General features: G+C 63.2%; 11 protein-coding genes. All 11 read left to right on the top strand.

The annotated features are described in order from the left end of the window. Positions 1-390: 390 nt before the first annotated feature. Positions 391-1428: a type VI secretion system protein TssA gene (gene tssA, locus NLX68_RS02185; RefSeq protein ID WP_254282494.1), complete on the top strand. Its 1038-nt coding sequence runs from the start codon at positions 391-393 to the stop codon at positions 1426-1428. A 95-nt stretch (positions 1429-1523) separates the two neighbouring features. After that, positions 1524-2039, top strand: coding sequence for a type VI secretion system contractile sheath small subunit (gene tssB / locus NLX68_RS02180; RefSeq protein ID WP_010221277.1), 516 nt, complete (start codon positions 1524-1526; stop codon positions 2037-2039). A gap of 15 nt (positions 2040-2054) precedes the next feature. After that, on the top strand, positions 2055-3548 hold the full coding sequence (tssC, locus tag NLX68_RS02175) for a type VI secretion system contractile sheath large subunit (protein WP_010221276.1): 1494 nt from the start codon (positions 2055-2057) through the stop codon (positions 3546-3548). 80 nt (positions 3549-3628) lie between these two features. Beyond that, the gene (locus NLX68_RS02170) at positions 3629-4117 is read left to right on the top strand and encodes a type VI secretion system tube protein Hcp (protein WP_254282493.1); all 489 of its coding nucleotides are present in this window, start codon (positions 3629-3631) and stop codon (positions 4115-4117) included. A 102-nt stretch (positions 4118-4219) separates the two neighbouring features. After that, positions 4220-4735, top strand: coding sequence for a type VI secretion system baseplate subunit TssE (tssE, locus tag NLX68_RS02165; RefSeq protein WP_254282492.1), 516 nt, complete (start codon positions 4220-4222; stop codon positions 4733-4735). Then, on the top strand, positions 4732-6591 hold the full coding sequence (gene tssF, locus NLX68_RS02160) for a type VI secretion system baseplate subunit TssF (RefSeq protein WP_254282490.1): 1860 nt from the start codon (positions 4732-4734) through the stop codon (positions 6589-6591). Before tssE ends, tssF begins: the two co-directional genes overlap by 4 nt. Further along, complete coding sequence (tssG, locus tag NLX68_RS02155) at positions 6555-7607, top strand: type VI secretion system baseplate subunit TssG (protein WP_254282487.1); 1053 nt, start codon at positions 6555-6557, stop codon at positions 7605-7607. The genes tssF and tssG overlap by 37 nt, the downstream gene beginning before the upstream one ends. Next, positions 7600-10278, top strand: coding sequence for a type VI secretion system ATPase TssH (tssH, locus tag NLX68_RS02150; RefSeq protein WP_254282485.1), 2679 nt, complete (start codon positions 7600-7602; stop codon positions 10276-10278). The genes tssG and tssH overlap by 8 nt, the downstream gene beginning before the upstream one ends. Before the next feature lie 23 nt (positions 10279-10301). Then, the gene (locus tag NLX68_RS02145) at positions 10302-12245 is read left to right on the top strand and encodes a type VI secretion system tip protein VgrG (RefSeq protein ID WP_010221270.1); all 1944 of its coding nucleotides are present in this window, start codon (positions 10302-10304) and stop codon (positions 12243-12245) included. Positions 12246-12260: 15 nt separating this feature from the next. Next, complete coding sequence (locus NLX68_RS02140) at positions 12261-12695, top strand: DcrB-related protein (RefSeq protein ID WP_254282483.1); 435 nt, start codon at positions 12261-12263, stop codon at positions 12693-12695. 12 nt (positions 12696-12707) lie between these two features. Further along, positions 12708-17132 (top strand): RHS repeat-associated core domain-containing protein, encoded by a 4425-nt coding sequence (locus NLX68_RS02135; RefSeq protein WP_254282481.1) that lies wholly within the window; start codon positions 12708-12710, stop codon positions 17130-17132.

The raw sequence follows: 17132 nt of genomic DNA, 5'->3' as shown, positions 1-17132 counted from the left end.
CACGCCTCCTTAGCAACATCCCGAACCGTCTGCTGGCCCGCTGCAGGCCTGACACAGAAAAGCGATTCGCTTCCAATCCCTGAAACTCTACTGAATATCCGATTTTCGGCAGCTTTTAGCCGAACCATGTCAGTTTCAAATGACATCACACCGCCGCCCTGACCAACGAGTAAAAACCCTGTTTGGCCCAGCACTCAGGTCATGGTGAGCCGATAGCTTACCTTGACAGCCAATTGGAAATAAACCAAAAATGCGCAACTTGCTGAACGAGCGTGATATCACTTTGATATCAACTAAGGATAACTCAGCAAAATATGTGCGCTCTGTCACAAAATTAACTTGCGCACATTAGCTACCCCCACCACGGGACGATACGGAGATCGATATCTGGTGAACTCAGCGCATTTGCTCGCTGCCGTTTCGGAGAACTTCCCCTGCGGCGACGACCTTGAATACGACCCGGACTTCCTGCAATTGGAGCGTGATGCCCAAGGCAAGCCCGAGCGTGTCATGGGTGATGCCATCCAGCCTGCCGAGTCTCCCCAGTGGCGGCAGATCGAACAGTCCTGCACGGCCCTGCTGCAACGCAGCAAGGACCTTCGGGTCACGCATTTCCTCTTGCAGAGTGCCCTGGCCCTGCACGGTATTGCCGGCCTGGCCAGCACCCTGCAACTGATCAACGAGCTGCTGCGCCAGTACTGGCCACAGGTGCACCCGCAACTCGACGCCGATGACGACAACGACCCGACGGTACGCATCAACGCCCTCGCAGGTCTGGTCTGCGAGACCAACATCGCCCTGCTGCGTGAAAGCCTGCTGACCCGCTCCCGTGCATTCGGCCCGGTCAGCCTGCGCGCGGCCCTGCACGCCAGTGGCCTGCAGCACTTCGCCAGCGAGACGCTCAACGCCGACGAGCTCGGCGGCGCCCTGCGCGACAGCGACGCCGAGCAACTGCAGGCCACCCGCGAGGCCCTGCAGCAAGCCCGCGAAGCCGCCGAGGCAATCGAGCAATACGTCAACGAGCAGGTCGGCTCGGCCAGCGGAATTGATCTCGGCGCCCTCAAGCAACCGTTGCGCCAGGCTGCGCAGATCCTCGCCGAACAGGCGCCGGCAGGCGAGCAAGCCGCCAACAATGCTGCCGCCGCCGAAATCAGCACGGTTGCCGACAATCCGCCGCCTCTCGACAGCGCCGCTCCCGCAGCCCCTGTTGCCCGTGCCTCAGCGGATATCGCCAGCCGCGACGAGGTGCTGCGCAGCCTTGACCGAATTCTCAAGTATTACGCCCGCCACGAGCCCTCGAGCCCGCTGCCGGTGCTGTTGAATCGCGCAAAAAATCTGGTGAATGCCGATTTTGCCGCGATCGTCCGCGACCTGATCCCCGATGGCCTGTCGCAGTTCGAAACCCTGCGCGGGCCGGAGACCGACTGAGGCCTGCGGGCCAGGCCCAACGCAATTACGCAACACCGTTACCGGCAACGATCGATGACGCCAATACCGTCGCACCTGCGACCAGGAGGAACAACGTGGCGAACCCCAGTTCTCAGAAATTCATTGCGCGCAATCGCGCGCCGCGGGTGCAGATCGAGTATGACGTCGAGCTCTACGGCGCCGAAAAGAAGGTCCAGTTGCCTTTCGTCATGGGCGTCATGGCTGACCTCGCGGGCAAACCCGCCGAGCCGCTGGCGCCGGTGGCCGAACGCAAGTTCCTGGAAATCGACGTCGACAACTTCGACTCGCGCCTCAAGGCCATGCAGCCACGGGTAGCCTTCCACGTACCCAACGAACTCACCGGGGAAGGCAACCTGAGCCTGGACATCACCTTCGAGAGCATGGACGATTTCAGCCCTGCCGCCGTAGCGCGCAAGGTCGACTCGCTGAACCAACTGCTCGAAGCGCGGACCCAACTGGCCAACCTGCTGACCTACATGGACGGCAAGACCGGCGCCGAAGAAATCATCATGAAAGCCATCAAGGATCCGGCCCTGCTCCAGGCCTTGGCCAGTGCGCCAAAGCCCCAGGATGCCGAGCCGAACGCTTAATCAGGACAAAGCCTCATGACCGATCCGATGCGTGATACCCAGGCCCAGCCAGCGGCCACCGAGCAAGCCAGCGAGTTCGCCTCGCTGTTGCTGCAAGAATTCAAACCCAAGACCGAGCGCGCTCGCGAAGCCGTCGAAACTGCGGTACGCACCCTGGCCGAACAGGCCCTGGCGCAAACCGACCTGGTGTCCAATGACGCGATCAAGTCGATCGAATCGATCATTGCCGCCATCGACGCCAAGCTCACCGCCCAGGTCAACCAGGTCATCCACCACCCCGAGTTCCAGAAGCTGGAAAGCGCCTGGCGTGGCTTGCACTACCTGGTCAACAACACCGAGAGCGACGAGCAGCTGAAAATCCGCGTGCTCAACATCTCCAAGCCCGACCTGCACAAGACCCTGAAGAAATTCAAAGGCACGGCCTGGGACCAGAGCCCGCTGTTCAAGAAGATGTACGAAGAGGAATACGGCCAGTTCGGCGGCGAGCCATATGGCTGCCTGGTCGGCGATTACTACTTCGACCAGTCGCCACCGGACGTCGAGCTGCTCGGCGAGCTGTCCAAAGTGTGTGCCGCCATGCACTCACCATTCATCGCTGCGGCCTCGCCGACCGTGATGGGCATGGGCTCGTGGCAGGAACTGTCGAACCCGCGCGACCTGACCAAGATCTTCACCACCCCCGAGTACGCCGGCTGGCGCTCGCTGCGTGAATCGGAAGACTCGCGCTACATCGGCCTGACCATGCCGCGCTTCCTCGCCCGCCTGCCGTATGGCGCCAAGACCGACCCGGTGGAAGCCTTCGCCTTCGAAGAAGACACCGACGGGGCCGACAGCGCCAAGTACACCTGGGCCAACGCCGCCTACGCCATGGCGGTGAACATCAACCGCTCGTTCAAGTACTACGGCTGGTGCTCGCGGATTCGCGGTGTCGAGTCCGGTGGTGAAGTGCAGAACCTGCCGGCGCACACCTTCCCCACCGATGACGGTGGCGTGGACATGAAGTGCCCGACCGAAATCGCCATCTCCGATCGCCGTGAAGCGGAACTGGCGAAGAACGGCTTCATGCCCCTGCTGCACAAGAAGAACACCGACTTCGCCGCGTTCATTGGCGCCCAGTCGCTGCAAAAGCCTGCCGAATACGACGACCCGGACGCCACCGCCAACGCCAACCTGGCGGCGCGCCTGCCGTACCTGTTCGCCACCTGCCGCTTCGCCCATTACCTGAAGTGCATCGTGCGCGACAAGATTGGCTCGTTCAAAGAGAAGGACGAGATGCAGCGCTGGTTGCAGGACTGGATCCTCAACTACGTCGATGGCGATCCGGCCCACTCCACCGAGACCACCAAGGCCCAGCACCCGCTGGCAGCGGCTGAAGTAGTGGTCGAAGAAGTCGAAGGCAACCCGGGCTACTACAACTCGCGCTTCTACCTGCGTCCGCACTACCAGCTTGAAGGGCTGACCGTGTCGCTGCGCCTGGTATCGAAGTTGCCATCGGCCAAGGGCGCCTGAGCCCTGGCTTGCTGAAGCGCCCCGCAATGCGGGGCGTGCACTGAAAAACAATGTGGTAGATGCCACACTCTGGAGACAACATGGCAGTTGATATTTTCATCAAGATCGGCGACATCAAGGGCGAGTCCATGGACAAGGCCCACAAGGACGAGATCGATGTGCTGAACTGGAGCTGGGGCATGGCCCAGTCCGGCAACATGCACATGGGCGGTGGCGGTGGCGCCGGCAAGGTCAACATCCAGGACCTGTCGCTGACCAAGTACGTCGACAAGTCCAGCCCTAACCTGATGATGCATTGCTCCAGCGGCAAGCACATCGACAAGGTCAAGCTGACCGTGCGCAAGGCCGGTGGCGAAAGCCAGGTTGAATACCTGGTCATCAACCTCGAAGAAGTGCTGATCAGCTCGCTGAGCACCGGCGGCTCGGGCGGCGATGACCGCCTGACCGAAAACGTCACCCTGAACTTCGCCAAGGTCACGGTCGATTACCAGCCGCAGAAAGCTGACGGCACCAAAGACGGCGGCCCGGTCAAGTACGGCTGGAACGTGCGCCAGAACGTCAAGATCTGACATGCGCGTCGCCCTTATCGCCGGACAAACCCACCGTGTAGGGGCGGGCTTGCCCCGCGATAAGGCCAACGCAATCTTGAATCCCACCACCGGAGCCGCCCCTTGGTAGCCGAAATCGCTGCACGTGACCGCCTGCAGCCTTCGCTGCTCGATCGTCTGACCGACGACGAGCCCGGCAACCTGCAAGAAGCCAACGACAAACGCGTGCTGTCGCTGAACCAGCTCAAGGCCTCGGTTCTGCGCGATCTCACCTGGCTGCTCAATACCACCTCACTGCTCGATGCTGGCGCCACGCTCAACACCCAGGCCGGCAACTCGGTAGTCAACTATGGCCTGCCGGCACTGGCCGGTAACAGCGCCTCGAACATTGATATCAGCGCACTGGAGAGCATCATTTACCAGGCCATTGCCACTTTCGAACCGCGCATCCTGCGCAGCAGCCTGCGGGTTCGCGCCCAGGTCGCACCAGGGGAAATGAACCACAACGCCCTGAGTTTCGAGATTGAAGGCGATCTGTGGGCCCAGCCAGCGGCACTGCCGTTGCTGCTGCGCACCGATCTGGACCTGGAGTCCGGGCATGTCCGGGTTGCCCCTGCCGAGCGCCGGAGACGTCCATGAACCCGCGCCTGCTCGAGCTGTACAACCAGGAACTGCAACACATCCGCGAAAGCGCCGCCGAGTTTGCCAGGGAATACCCGAAAATCGCCGGGCGCCTGACCCTGTCCGGTATCGACTGCGCCGACCCCTATGTCGAACGCCTGCTCGAAGGCTTTGCCTACCTGACCGCACGGGTGCAACTCAAGCTCGACGCCGAGTACCCGACCTTCACCCACAACCTGCTGGAGATCGCCTACCCGCACTACCTGGCACCGACACCGTCGATGACCGTGGTGCAGATGCAGGCCGATCCCGACGAAGGCTCGCTCAGTGCTGGCTTCACCCTGCCCCGTGGCAGCGTGTTGCGCGCCACCCTTGGCCGCGATTCGCAGACGCCCTGTGAATTTCGCAGTGCCCACCCGGTCACCCTGTGGCCACTGCAGGTAGCCCAGGCCGAATACTTCGGCAATCCGGCGGCCAGCCTCGGGCGCCTCGCCGCCAGTGAACCGAAAGCCCGCGCCGGGTTGCGCATTACCTTGCGTACCGGCGCCGAGCTGCCGTTCAACGCGCTCGATCTCAGCAGCCTGCCGCTGTACCTGAACGGAGCCGATGAACTGCCGTTTCGCCTGTACGAGCAACTGCTGGGCAACGCCTGTGCCGTGTTTGCGCGCCAGCCTGGCAGCGACTGGGTCGAGCGCATTGCGACCTCGGCCCTGCGCCCTTGCGGCTTCGATGACCGCGAGGCAGCCTTGCCGGTGGTCCCGCAGGCGTTCCAGGGTTACCGCCTGCTGCAGGAATACTTCGCTTTGCCGCAGCGTTTCCTGTTCGTCGAATTCGCCGAGCTGAGTCGCGCGGTAAAACGTTGCGACGGGCAGGAGCTGGAGCTGATCGTGCTGTTCGAGCGCTACGACCAGACCCTGGAAGGCAGCGTCGGCGTCGAGCAGTTCGTGCCCTTCTGTACTCCGGCGATCAATCTGTTCCCGCGCCGTGTCGACCGGATCCACCTGAGCGACCGGGTCAACGAGCACCACGTGATCGCTGACCGCACCCGGCCGACGGATTTCGAGATCCACTCGCTGAGCAGTGTGACCGGTCACGGCACCGGCCCCGACCAGAGTTTCCTACCGTTCTATGCCGTGCGCGACCCGTCGCGCTATGGCCGTGACCAGGCGTACTACATCGTGCGCCGCGAACCACGCATGCTTTCCAGCGAGCAGCGGCGCAACGGCACCCGCTCGACCTACATGGGCAGCGAGACCTTCATCAGCCTGGTCGATGGACAGCAGGCGCCCTACCGCCATGACCTGCGCCAACTGGGCGTCAGCGCTCTGTGTACCAACCGCGATCTGCCGCTGTTCATGAACGTTGGCGATGGCCGCAGCGATTTCACTCTGGCCGACAGCGCGCCGGTGGCCGCCATTCGCTGCCTGGCCGGGCCAAGCCGGCCGCGTGCCAGCCACGCCCACGACAACAAGGCCTGGCGATTGATCAGCCAGCTGTCGCTGAACTACCTGTCGCTGACCGAACAGGGCCAGGGCGCCGCCGCCCTGCGCGAGCTGCTGCGCCTCTACGGCGACAGCCATGACGCCGCCCTGCAATTGCAGATCGACGGCCTGCGCGAAGTCAGCAGCAAAGCCTGCACACGGCGGCTGCCGATGCCCGGGCCGATCGTGTTTGGCCGTGGCCTGGAGATCACCCTGGAATTCGATGAAAACGCTTTCCGCGGCACCGGAGTGTTCCTCCTCGGTGCAGTGTTCGAGCGTTTCCTGGCACGTTACGTGTCGATCAACAGCTTTACCGAGACGGTGCTTCGTACCACCGAACGCGGCGAGATCATGCGATGGAAAGCCAAGCCCGGACGCCGTCCGACCCTGTGAACATCCTCAGCGAGATGCAGGCCGAACCCTGGAACTACGATTTCTTCCAGGCCCTGCGCCGGCTGGAGTGCGAGTCGCCGCAATTGCCGCGTTTCGGCCATTCCCTGCGTCTGGCCGATGAGCCGATTCGCCTCGGCCAACAGCTCGACTGCGCTTTCGCACCGGCCACCCTGGCATCGCTGACCCCCGCCACAGAACAGGGCCCGGCGCGCCTGGAGCAGTTCTTCTTTGGTCTGGGCGGCCCTAACGGACCGCTGCCGCTGCACCTGACCGAATACATGCGCGAACGTCAGCGCAACAACGCCGACAGCACCAGCAAGCGTTTTCTCGACGTGTTCCATCACCGCCTGCTGAGCCTGTTCTACCGGGCCTGGGCCGAAGCACGGCCAACCGTCAGCCATGACCGCCCCGCTGACGACTACTGGGCCGCGCGCCTGGCCGCCCTCAGCGGCCGCGGCACTCCGGCACTGCGCGACCAGGGCCCGTTGCCGGACACCGCCAAGCTGCATTACAGCGGGCACCTCGCCGCCCAGACCCGCTATCCGGATGGTTTGCGCGGCATTCTCGGGGCGTATTTCGGCGTGCCGGTGAGCATCGAGGAGTATGTCGGCCAATGGCTGCAACTGCCCGAGCGTAGCCGCCTGGGCGCAAGCGCCAACCAGTTGGGCGTGGATGTATGCCTGGGCAGTCATGTCTGGGATCGCCAGCACAAGTTTCGCATCTGCCTGGGACCACTGAGCCTCGAGCACTACCTGGCGCTGCTGCCCGACGGCAGTGCCTTTGCTGAACTGGTGGCCTGGGTCGCCGAGCACCAGGGGCACGAGCTTGACTGGGACCTGAAGCTGATCCTGCAGCAGGACGAGATACCCGCCCTGCAACTCAACACCGGCCGACGCCTGGGTTTCGATACCTGGCTCGGTCGCCCGCAACACGATGCCAGCGACCTGACACTGGCTCGGTACTACGCCGAGCAGGCGACCGCATCGCAATCCACAAGGAGTCCGGAACATGGGTGAAATCAGCCGCGCCGCGCTGTTCGGCAAACTCAACAGCGTCGCTTACAAGGCCATCGAGGCCGCCACGGTGTTCTGCAAGTTGCGGGGCAATCCCTATGTGGAACTGGCCCACTGGTTTCACCAACTGCTGCAACTGCAGGACTCGGACCTGCACCGCATCATCCGCCAGTTCAACCTCGAACCGGCGCGCCTGGCCCGCGAGCTGACCGATGCCCTGGACCGCCTGCCCCGCGGCTCGACCTCGATCACCGACCTGTCTTCCCATGTCGAAGAGGCGGTGGAGCGTGGTTGGGTGTATGGCAGCCTGATGTTCGGCGAAAGCCAGGTGCGCACCGGCTACCTGGTGCTCGGCATCCTCAAGACGCCGAGCCTGCGCAATGCCTTGCTCGGCCTGTCGTCGGAGTTTGCCAAGATCAAGGTCGAAGCCCTCAGCGAGCGCTTTGACGAGTATGTCGGTGATTCGCCGGAAAACGCCCTGAGCGCCAGCGACGGTTTCAATGCCGGCGCCGTGCCGGGCGAAGCCAGCGGTGCCATGGCGCCCAGCGCCCTGGGCAAACAGGAAGCGCTCAAGCGCTTTACCGTCGACCTCACCGAGCAGGCACGCAGCGGCAAGCTCGACCCGATCGTCGGCCGTGATGAAGAGATCCGTCAGTTGGTGGATATTCTCATGCGTCGCCGGCAAAACAACCCGATCCTCACCGGTGAAGCCGGTGTGGGCAAAACCGCAGTGGTCGAGGGTTTTGCCCTGCGTATCGTCGCCGGCGATGTCCCACCATCGCTCAAGGACGTCGAACTGCGCAGCCTGGATGTCGGCCTGTTGCAAGCCGGGGCGAGCATGAAAGGCGAGTTCGAGCAGCGCCTGCGCCAGGTCATCGAGGACGTTCAGGCCTCGCCGAAACCGATCATTCTGTTCATTGACGAAGCCCACACCCTGGTCGGTGCCGGTGGCGCTGCCGGTACCGGCGATGCCGCCAACCTGCTCAAGCCAGCCCTGGCCCGCGGCAGCCTGCGTACCGTGGCCGCCACCACCTGGGCCGAGTACAAGAAACACATCGAGAAAGACCCGGCCCTGACCCGCCGCTTCCAGGTGGTGCAGGTCGCCGAGCCGAGCGAAGACAAGGCGCTGCTGATGATGCGCGGCGTGGCCTCAACCATGGAGCAGCACCACCAGGTGCAGATCCTCGATGAAGCCCTGGAAGCCTCGGTCAAACTCTCCCACCGCTACATCCCGGCGCGCCAGCTGCCGGACAAATCCGTCAGCCTGCTCGACACCGCTTGCGCCCGCGTCGCCATCAGCCTGCACGCCGTGCCGGCCGAAGTGGATGACAGCCGCCGACGTATCGAGGCGCTGGAAACCGAGCTACAGATCATCGCCCGCGAACGGGCCATCGGTATCGCCATCGGCAACCGCCAGCAACAGTCTGAAACCTTGCTGGCTGCCGAGCGCGAGCGCCTGGCCGAGCTGGAAAGCCGCTGGGCCGAAGAAAAAGCCCTGGTCGACGAACTGCTGGCCACGCGTGCGCAATTGCGCGAAAACGTCGGCGTGGTCGACCACGATACGGGCAGCGAACAGAGCCATGAGCTGCGCGAAAAACTCATCGACCTGCAGCAGCGCCTGAGCGACCTGCAAGGTGAAACTCCGCTGATCCTGCCGACCGTCGACTACCAGGCGGTGGCCTCGGTGGTTGCCGACTGGACCGGCATCCCCGTCGGGCGCATGGCGCGCAACGAGCTGGAAACCGTGCTCAAGCTCGACCAGCACCTGGCCAAGCGCATCATCGGCCAGGACCATGCCCTGCAGATGATCGCCAAGCGCATCCAGACCTCGCGCGCCGGCCTCGACAACCCCAACAAGCCCATCGGCGTGTTCATGCTCGCCGGTACCTCCGGGGTGGGCAAGACCGAAACCGCCCTGGCCCTGGCCGAAGCCATGTACGGTGGCGAGCAGAACGTCATCACCATCAACATGAGCGAGTTCCAGGAAGCCCATACCGTCTCGACCCTCAAGGGCGCACCACCTGGCTATGTCGGCTATGGCGAAGGCGGTGTGCTGACCGAGGCGGTGCGGCGCAAGCCCTACAGCGTGGTGCTGCTGGACGAGGTGGAAAAAGCCCACCCGGATGTGCACGAGATCTTCTTCCAGGTCTTTGACAAGGGCGTGATGGAGGATGGCGAAGGCCGGCTGATCGACTTCAAGAACACCCTGATCCTGCTCACCACCAACGCCGGGACCGAGCTGATTTCCCAGGTGTGCAAGGACCCGCAAAACATCCCGGAACCCGACGCCATCGCGACGGCCCTGCGCCAACCACTGCTGGAGATCTTCCCGCCAGCGTTGCTCGGACGCCTGGTGACCATCCCCTATTACCCGCTCAGCGACGAGATGCTCAAGGCCATCACCCGCCTGCAGCTCGAACGCATCCGCAAGCGCGTGCAAGGCACCCACAAGGTCGCCTTCGACTACGACGACGAGGTGGTCGAGCTGATCGTCTCGCGCTGCAGCGAGACCGAAAGCGGCGGACGGATGATCGACGCGATCCTGACCAACAGCCTGTTGCCGGACATGAGCCGCGAGTTCCTTACCCGCATGCTCGAAGGCAAGGCCCTGGCCGGGGTGCGCATCAGCCGCCGCGACAACGACCTGCACTACCACTTCAGCGACGCGCCGTGATGGCGCGTTTCACGAGATAAACGATGCTATTCAAGCAATTCACCCGACTGGCGCAAATCAACAGCCCCCTGGGCCCTGATGCGCTGATCCTGGCGGAAATGGGCGGCGGCGAAGAGCTGGGGCGGCTGTTCGACTACGAGTTGCAGCTGACCTCGGACAATTCGGCCATCGACCTCAACCAACTGCTGGGCAAGCCGATGAGCTTGAGCCTGCAGCTGGAGCTGGGCCGCTCGCGGTATTTTCATGGCATCGTCGCGCGCTGCAGCCAGAGCATCGACCGCGGCCAATTCGCCAGTTACCGGGTGACCCTGCGGCCGTGGCTGTGGTTGTTGAGCAAGACCTCCGATTGCCGCATCTTCCAGAACCAGAGCATCCCGCAGATCATCAAGCAGGTGTTTCGCGACCTGGGTTTTTCCGATTTCGAAGACAGCCTCAGCCGGCCCTATCGCGAGTGGGAATACTGCGTGCAGTACCGCGAGACCAGCTTCGATTTCGTCAGCCGCCTGATGGAACAGGAAGGCATCTACTACTACTTCCGCCACGAGAAAGACCGTCACGTGCTGGTCCTGGCCGATGCCTATGGCGCCCATCAGGTGGTACCGGGCTACGAGTCGGTGCCGTACTTTCCGCCCGATGGCCAGCATCGCGAGCGCGACCACCTCAATGACTGGCACCTGGCCCAGGAGGTGCAGTCTGGCTCGCTGGAGCTCAACGACTACGACTTCCAGCGCCCCAGTGCGCGCATCGACGTGCGCTCGGAAATGCCGCGCCCGCACACCGCTGGCGATTACCCGCTATACGACTACCCCGGCACCTATGTACAGAGCGAAGACGGCGAGCATTACGCCCGCACCCGTATCGAGGCGCTGCAAAGCCTGCATGAACGCATCGAGCTGCGTGGCAACGCCCGGGGCCTGGCGGCGGGCAACCTGTTCAGCATGAGCGGCTTCAGCCGTCAGGACCAGAACCGCGAGTACCTGATCGTCGGTGCCCGCTACTACGTCGTCCAGGAACGCCTGGAAACCGGTGGCGGTGGTGGCAACGCGCAGTTCGAAAGCAACCTCAGTTGCATTGATGCGCAGCAGAGCTTTCGCCCCCTGGCCAGCACCCTGCGCCCGCAGGTCAGGGGCCCGCAGACCGCCATCGTGGTCGGCCCGGCCGGTGAAGAGATCTGGACCGACCAGTATGGCCGGGTCAAGGTGCATTTCTACTGGGATCGCCATGACCAGTCCAACGAAAACAGTTCGTGCTGGATCCGCGTGTCCCAGGCCTGGGCCGGCAAGAACTGGGGCTCGATGCAGATCCCGCGGATCGGCCAGGAAGTGATCGTCAGCTTTCTTGAAGGTGATCCGGACCGGCCGATCATCACCGGCCGGGTGTACAACGCCGAGCAGACCGTGCCCTACGACCTGCCGGCCAACGCTACCCAGAGCGGGATGAAAAGCCGTTCGAGCAAAGGCGGCACGCCAGCGAACTTCAACGAAATCCGCATGGAGGACAAGAAGGGCGCCGAGCAGCTGTACATCCATGCCGAGCGCAACCAGGACATCGAAGTCGAGAACGATGAGAGCCACTGGGTGGGCCACAACCGCAACAAGGTGGTGGACTTCAGTGAAGTGGCAACCATCGGCGAAGACCGTATTCGTGCGGTCAAGCGCGACGACATCCTGCTGGTGGGCTCGACCAAGACCGACAGCATCAGCCGCAGCTACCTGATCGAGGTCGGCGAGAACCTGCGCCTGGTGTGCGGCAAGAGCATCCTCGAGCTCAACGCCAGCGGCCAGATCAACCTCACCGGCGTGCAGTTCAACTTCAATGCCGAAGGTAATGCCCAGTTCAACACTGGCGGCACCCTGGACCTGAACATCGGCGGCGGCCCCGGCGCCACCCCGGATGGGCAAGGTGTAAAAGGCACCATCGATGGCGCCGTGGAAGCGATCTTCCCCAAGCCCAAAGCCAGCCAATAACGAGATTTGCGCGTCATGAGCTATCGCCTGAATGAATTCCAGTTCGCCCTGCCCGATGAAGAGGTGCAGGACACCAGCATCAACATCCTGCGCTTTGCCAGCCTGGGCACCTCGCTGATTGTCAGCCGCAGCCTGTTGGCCGACGGTGAAACCCTGCAAAGCAACTTCGACGGCCAGCTCGAACGCCTGCAGCAGCAGGTCAAGGATCTACGTTTCCAGCCGGGCCAGGCTGTACGCCTGGGCGCCGACCAATCGGTGGACGGCATCGAACTGCGCAGCCAGTTCAGCAAGGGCAGCGAGAAGGTGTTCCAGTACCAACTGGCCCTGGTGTTGCCGGGCACCCGCAAGATGTTCGCCCTGAGCTACGTCAAGGCCCAGCCGCTGGGTGATGCCGAGGCAGCGCACTGGGCGGCGATCAAGCAATCACTGAACTTCGACGCCCTGAGCTGATGAGCACCCTGCATGTCTGACGCCTTGTGGGCCGCCCGCCAAGGCGACGCCCTGATGCACACCTCGATGATGGCCGACATCGTCAGCGGCGTGCTGGAAGTCGCCGCTAACGTCGCCATCGGCGTCCTGGCCACCGCCGCGGTGACCGCGGCGCTGGGCCTGACCGTGGCCACCGGCGGCCTTGGCTGCTTCGTGCTCGGCGCGGTGGTCGGCATCGTGGTCGGCGTGGCCATGAGCAAGACCGGGGCCGACAAGGGCTTAAGCAGTTTATGCGAGGGCATTGGCAACTTTTTGTTCCCGCCCTCGGTGCAGGCCAACATCCTCACCGGCTCGAAGAACACCCACACCAATGGCAAACCGGCCGCACGCGCCGCCGGCGTCATCGTTGCCGCCGCGGCGCCCGCCGGCAGTGATGCCGCTCAGCCGCCGGCCGAGGAGGAGGAAGAAAGCTTCCTCGACATGGCCAAGGGCTTTTTCTCGCAGATGTGGCGGCCCACCGTCGCCAGCCCGGCGCCGAACACCGAGCCTGCCGACGACGACAAGATCCTCTGCAGCAAGCACCCGCCGATGCCGCCGCAGTACCTGGCCGAAGGTTCGAGCAAGGTCACCATCAACGGCCATCCAGCCTGCCGCAGCGGCGATCGCAGCACCTGCGAGGCGGTGATCGTCGACGCCGGGCTGGTCTCCGACAACGTGCGCATCGGCGGCGGCTCGATCGTGGTCCGCGAGATTCGCAGCGGCAAGACCCCGGGCATCGGCCTGGCGATTACCGCGTTGATGCTGCTGCGCGGGCGCGGCGGCAAGTTCTACAGCAAGTTCGGCTGCATGGTGATCGGTGGCATTGCCAGCGCGGTCACCAGCCAGGTGAGCGGGGCGATAACCAATGCTATTGCCGGCTCGCTCAATCCGGTACATGCACCGACCGGCGCAAAAATCCTCAGTGGCGAAGAGGAGCTTGACTTCAGCCTGCCGGCGCTGATCCCACTGGACTGGCAGCGCTATTACAACAGCCGGGATGAACGCCGCGACGGCCTGTTCGGCGCTGGCTGGAGCGTCGATTACGAAGTCTTCGTTGCCATTGAAACGCATCCTGAAGGCGGCGAGCGCCTGCTGTTCACCGACGAGCAGGCGCGGGTCGTCGACATGGGCAACATTCCCCGGGGTGATGCGGTATTCAGCGCTGGCGAAGGCCTGAGCGTGCGTCGCGCGCTTGACGACGAGCTGCTGATTGAAAGCAGCAGCGGACTCTATCGTTTGTTTCAGCCGACCCCGGGCAACCCGCAGCACCTGCGCCTGGCGCAACTGGGCGACCGCAACGACAACCGCCTTTACCTCGACTATGACGCCAGTGGCCGCTTGCTCAGGCTGCGCGACACTTTCGACGTGGTTCAGGTGCAGTTGGTTTACAGCGCGCAATGGCCGGCACGGGTCAGCCATATCGAGCGCCTGTACAGCGATGATTCAAGCGAGCTGCTGGTCAGCTATGCCTACGACAGCAACGGCGACCTGGCCGAAGTCCGCGATGCCGCTGGCCAGCTGCAACGGCGCTTCGCCTACGACCAGGGCCGGCGCATGGTCGAGCACCAGTTGCCCAGCGGCCTGCGCTGCTTCTACGAATGGACTCGTGCTGCAGACGACTGGCGCGTGGCCCGACACTGGACCGACGACGGCGACGAGTACCGTTTCGACTACGACATCGAGGCCGGCATCACCCGGGTCACCGACGGTTTGCAGCGGGTCAGCACACGCTATTGGAACCCGCAGTACCAGATCACCGAATACACCGACGCCGTGGGTCTGACCTGGCGCTTCGAGTGGAACGACGAGCGCCAGCTGCTGGGCGCCACCGACCCGCAAGGCGGACAATGGCAGTATCTGTACGACGAATCCGGCAACCTCTGCGAAAGCATCGACCCACTGGGCCGCAGCGAGTCGACCCTGTGGCTGGAGCACTGGTCGCTGCCCCGGGTACAGACCGACAAGGCCGGCAAGCGCTGGAGCTACCGTTACGATCAACGCGGCAACTGCAGCAGCGAAACCGATCCACTGGGCCGCACCACCCGCTACCGCTACGACGATCGTGGCCAGGTGGTGGAAGTCATTGATGCGGCGGGCAAGCACAAGCAGTTGCACTGGAACGATCTGGGCCTGCTGATTGAGCAGGTCGATTGTTCAGGGTATCCGACACGCTTCAGCTATGACCGGCGCGGCTATTTGCAGGCGGTCATCGATGCCCTCGGCGAGCGCACCGAATACCAGAATGACGCCCAGGGGCGAGTCGTTGCCACGCAGTTGCCGGATGGCCGTAGCGAGCGTTATGAACTGAACAGCAGCGGCCAGCTCAGCCGCTACATCGATCCGGCCGGGCATGTCCTGCAGTTTCGCTACAACCGCCGTGGCCAGCTCCTGCAACGCATAGACCCGCACGGACGTCAGGTGCAGTACAGCTACGACAACTACGGCCGTCTGCTGGCCCTGACCAACGAGAACGGTGAGAGCTATCGCTTTAGCTGGGACCTGGTAGACCGCCTGACCCGGCAACAAGACCTCGACGGCAGCGCCAAGCGCTATGAATATGGACCGCTGGATAATGTCAGCCGCCTGGAGTTTGTCCCTGCGCCATACGGCAGCGGTCTGGCCCTGGTGCCGGACACAACGCCGAAGTCGATCGTTCACGAATACACCCGCGATGCTGCCGGCCGGTTGCTTGCCAAACAGACCGACGATGGCCGCACCGACTTCAGCTATGACCCGCTGGACCAACTGACCACAGTCTGCTTCACCGACAATGACGGCAACACCGAGCAGCTAGCCTTTGCTTACGATGCTGCCGGCCAGCTCGTGCAGGAACACAGTGCCAATGGTGCGCTGCAGCATCACTATGACGAGCTCGGCAACCTGGTCCAGAGCCAACTGCCCGATGGCCGCTGGCTCAACCGCCTGTACTACGGCAGCGGTCACCTGCATCAGCTCAACCTCGATGGCAAGGTAATCAGCGACTTCGAGCGCGACCGTTTGCACCGTGAAGTACTGCGCACCCAGGGCCGTGTCAGTACCCGCAGCGAGTACGACCGCAGTGGTCGCTTGCGCTCGCGCCTGCGCCGCCCCAGCCATCAGCCGCCGCAACTGCCGGCTGCGGTGCAGCAACGCTTCGATTTCGACCCGGCAGACAACCTGACCAGCCGCTTCAACCAGCAACCCGGCAGCCAGCACCAGCAACTGCTGCACTACGACGCCAGCGGGCGGATCATGGCCAGCCAGGACGCCGGCCAGGGCCAGAGCGAAGCCTTTACCTACGACGCCGCCGCCAACCTGCTCGATGGGCCACAGGCCGGCGTGGGGCTGGTACGCCACAACCGGCTGCTGACCTATCAGGACAAACGTTACCGCTACGATGCCTTCGGCCGCCTGATTGAAAAACGCAGCAGCCGGCGCGGTGTGCAGCACTTCAGCTACGACGCCGAACACCGCCTGATCCAGGTACGCAGCCAGCATGGCGGCCGACAGCGGGTGCTGAACATGCGCTACGACCCGTTGGGTCGGCGCACTGAAAAAAGCGAGTATGACGAGCACGGCAACTTGCTTGATCAGACCAGGTTTACCTGGGACGGCCTGCGCCTGCTGCAGGAACACCGGCACAGCCAGACCAGCCTCTATCTGTACGTGCAGAACAGCTATGAACCGCTGGCCAGGGTCGACGGCACTGGCCCGCAGCAACAGATACGCTATTACCACAACGACCTCAATGGCCTACCCGAGCAGCTGACCGAAGACACTGGCGAAGCCTTGTGGCAGGCGCGGTATCAGGTCTGGGGCAATACCCTGCAGGAAGTGCGCGAGGCGCATTTCATCGAGGAGCAGAACCTCAGGTTCCAGGGTCAGTACCTGGATCGCGAGACCGGGTTGCACTACAACCTGTTCCGCTTCTATGACCCGGATGTCGGACGCTTTACCCAGCCGGATCCGATCGGCCTGGCCGGCGGCTTGAACCTGTACCAATATGCCGCTAACCCTGTGGGCTGGATCGACCCGCTCGGGCTCAACGCATTGCTGCCCGGTGAGGGCGGTGTCGGCGCCTATGGCAAGCTGCCCGGCACACCAGGGGATAACCTGACCGGTCACCACATGCCGTCTGCCGAATACATGAAGCAAAAATTCGGTATCAGCCGCAACAAATCCATCGCCATGCAGATGGAGCATATTTATCCTGAGAACAAAGGCCGTCACCCGATGACCCGCTCCTATTCAAGGCGACCTTTCCTCAATGAGAAACCCAGGGATGCGCTCGCGCGAGATATCTGGGACGCCCGCAAGATCTACAAGCAGCAGGGGCTTTACACCAAGGAAATCCAGGCGGGTCTACGGGAAACGATACGGCAGAACAAAAGTACCTTTCCGAATATATTCAAGAAACCATCGAAATGCGGAGGAAAATAG

The sequence above is a fragment of the Pseudomonas sp. SBB6 genome, from assembly GCF_024213215.1.
Lineage (GTDB): Bacteria > Pseudomonadota > Gammaproteobacteria > Pseudomonadales > Pseudomonadaceae > Aquipseudomonas > Aquipseudomonas donghuensis.
Note: the sequence above shows the minus strand (reverse complement) of the source record. Positions and strands in the feature narration are given on the sequence as shown.

Bases quoted from the DNA above. Each gene is read 5' to 3' on its own strand.
- tssC (WP_010221276.1), top strand. From the start codon at position 2,055: ATGACCGATCCGATGCGTGATACCCAGGCCCAGCCAGCGGCCACCGAG.
- NLX68_RS02170 (WP_254282493.1), top strand. From the start codon at position 3,629: ATGGCAGTTGATATTTTCATCAAGATCGGCGACATCAAGGGCGAGTCC.
- tssF (WP_254282490.1), top strand. From the start codon at position 4,732: ATGAACCCGCGCCTGCTCGAGCTGTACAACCAGGAACTGCAACACATC.
- tssG (WP_254282487.1), top strand. From the start codon at position 6,555: ATGGAAAGCCAAGCCCGGACGCCGTCCGACCCTGTGAACATCCTCAGC.
- tssH (WP_254282485.1), top strand. From the start codon at position 7,600: ATGGGTGAAATCAGCCGCGCCGCGCTGTTCGGCAAACTCAACAGCGTC.
- NLX68_RS02145 (WP_010221270.1), top strand. From the start codon at position 10,302: ATGCTATTCAAGCAATTCACCCGACTGGCGCAAATCAACAGCCCCCTG.
- NLX68_RS02140 (WP_254282483.1), top strand. From the start codon at position 12,261: ATGAGCTATCGCCTGAATGAATTCCAGTTCGCCCTGCCCGATGAAGAG.
- NLX68_RS02135 (WP_254282481.1), top strand. From the start codon at position 12,708: ATGTCTGACGCCTTGTGGGCCGCCCGCCAAGGCGACGCCCTGATGCAC.